The sequence below is a fragment of the Roseobacter sp. HKCCD6576-2 genome (assembly GCF_013179285.1).
Classification (GTDB): Bacteria; Pseudomonadota; Alphaproteobacteria; order Rhodobacterales; family Rhodobacteraceae; genus Rhodophyticola; species Rhodophyticola oceani.
Map to the genome: position 1 here is coordinate 1 of NZ_WVNW01000049.1, position 2,592 is coordinate 2,592.

The 2,592-nt window shown below is 51.0% G+C and carries 1 protein-coding gene; it reads right to left on the reverse strand.

Annotated elements, in window-relative coordinates; genetic code table 11:
• Nucleotides 1-17: 17 nt before the first annotated feature.
• Nucleotides 18-2,159 carry an AAA family ATPase gene (locus GTF44_RS21845; RefSeq protein ID WP_216370108.1) on the reverse strand — a complete coding sequence of 714 codons (2,142 nt, stop codon included), beginning with the start codon at nucleotides 2,157-2,159 and terminating at the stop codon, nucleotides 18-20.
• Nucleotides 2,160-2,592: the final 433 nt, after the last annotated feature.

Sequence of the window (2,592 nt, forward strand, 5' to 3'; positions counted from 1 at the left end):
TTTGCTTGGACGGATTACTAGCACCTCAATGGCCTGATTTCAGGGGGCTGGGTCACTTCCTCGAGGGTAAGGTCTGGCAGGGTTCCGAGTCCGTCTATAGTGCCGTGGGATTCGATTTGAACGAGGCGCTCCAGCGCCCGCACATCGAGCTTGTCTTTCACTAACTCGTGGTGGTCTCCAAGTGCGCCTGCAAAGTTTGCTTGCCCTGGGGAACAGAAGGTCGCAAACATCTCGAGGAGCTTACGGGTCGCGTTCGGAAGCAAGAACACATAGTCAGTCGTCTTCTTTTGTGCCGCGTCCTGAACCAAGCTGAATAGGTAGTGGTATTCGCTGTCATAGTTCACCAGCAGCTCGTGCATCGGCACAAGCGACGTGACGCGCTCGTCTCCATCTCCAGAGCTCCGACAATCGAGCGACAAGAGCGAAGTTACTTTTTTGGCTTCGTTCCGTTTTTGGAGGTTTTGAAACTCACGCTTCACCATGTTCATGAAGCTCGTATTGTGGGTGAGAACAATGACTTGTGCACACTTCTTGGTCGTGCGGGTCATTAAGCTATAGGCATAAGTCCGAGCTGCCGTATCAAGGCTCGAAATCGGGTCGTCGATAACCAGAACGAGGTCTTCAAGCTTTCGGCCTTCAGCCGCCAGCTGGGTCAGGAAATAGCAAAATGAAACCGCTGTGCGCTCCCCCTCGCTCAGCTCCGTTGCTGGTTTTCCGCTTGGTCGCAGAATTTTGTATCCGCCATCCTCTGCAACAAGACGAAGCTCCTTATGGCCCAGATAGGCCCAAATGAGTTCGTTCATTTTGTCCGCGCCTACACCGTGGTCTTGTAGGTCGTTGCGAAGTTCTAGCTGGCGGTCGGAAAGACCCTTTTCGTCTGTTCGTGCTGTTACCAACTCAGTCTCAGCATTTTGCACGTCCTTCTGAATGCGGTTCCACTCGCTTTGGTTGGTTGCCAGGACGTGAGCTTCGATCTTGGTGAAAGCTCCTTTCTGCAAAGCCGCGAAGCTCGCAAAAGCATCGTTGTGCTTCTTCACGGTCGCCGCCGAGGCGACTTCGATAATCGCATATTCTGCAAGCCATTTTTCGAGGTCAAAGCCTGCCAGTTCACCCCCGACCACCACTTCTTTAGTAGGATTTGCGCCCCTTGCTTCTAGGCCTTCTAGAAGCTCGCCGACACACACACCGAGTTGCTTGATGGCAGCCTCCATAGACGCTTTGTCCCTGGCAAAAGCTTCGCGCTCCTCTGTGGTGATTTCAGTCTCCTTCGGGATGGAACGATAGAGTTCCCGTAGGGCTGATTGATGTTCCTGACCACGATTCACTGCGTCTTCTAGGGCTGTCACTACCTCAGTCCACGATTCATCGAACAAAGCACGTAGTTGGCTACGACGGTCTTTTGAGAACGGATTACCGCAAAGCAGGCAGTCCGTTACGCTGTGGGCGTCATGATAGTGAAGTCCTTCCTCGACCCAACGAAGAGCATCCGAATGAGCTTCGAATTCTCTTAGCGCAATGCCGGAAATACTCTGAGCAAGAAGCGATTGACCTAACTTGAACCAATCAGCCAGACCTTCTGGCAGGTTCGGAGAAAAAAGAAGGGTTGGCAGTGGTTCTCGCTGACCAAGAACCCCTTGATGTTTCTTGAGGTCATCTTCGGACAACTTTTTCTCCGTTCCGAAGGATGCCTTTGAGTAGTGTCCCTGGATTTTCCGAGCATCGTAGGACTGCGTGTAGGTGCTCGATGACGCCACTTCTCGGATGCTGCGCGCTACTCTAGTCTTGAAATCAGATAGGGCTTTATCGGCCTTCTTTTTCGCTTCCTCTTTAGCTTTGGTTGTTTGCCTCGCGGTCGAAAGTTTCGGAGTGATCTCTTCAAACTCTTTTCGAGCACCGACCTTCTTCTCACTTAGATAGGCAATCCCCTTCGTGCTGCTGGCATCCCACTCAAAATTTCTGGACACAAAATCCGTGTTGAAAACCAAAAGGCTGGTCCCAAATGGGTTAGAAATCGGGTCCTGTGAAACAGCTGTACCGTCTGACGCTTCAATTCTGAAAGTCGTTTCCTCAGGTAAGCGCTCTTCTAGGTGTTCTCGCTGAATTGAAGATAGCACTCTTGAAAGGGTGGTCTTTCCGGAACCATTGAACCCATAGACCAGTGTGCGAGTTCAAGATTGCTGGCTGATGAAAAGTCTTTCCACACTCCAGCGTTCTTTAACTCAACAACACGTTTGATAAACACGTCCGAATCTTTCGGGTAGTTATTAGAAGCTCAAAAAAGCGACGTTTCTGTCAACCCAGAGTGCCGCAAGATCCTGTCGTCCGCAACTAAAAGTAGTCCTCGGTTGGTTGTGGATGGAGGATACACCTTTAGCCTAGTTTTTTGAGCGATGCGAAAACGGCAACACCCAACAATCCGCGGGCATTCCGTGTAAGTTGGTACGGTAGCGCCAAAGTGACTATCGACTGTTCTAAGGTCGGCTTTCTCAGATCTATTTTGATTGTCGCGCAACCGCAGCGAAGGACCGCTTACCGCAGATTCTGTGGAAAAACAACGTGTTGCTGGTGCAGAGAGTTTTGCTCTGAACGAGA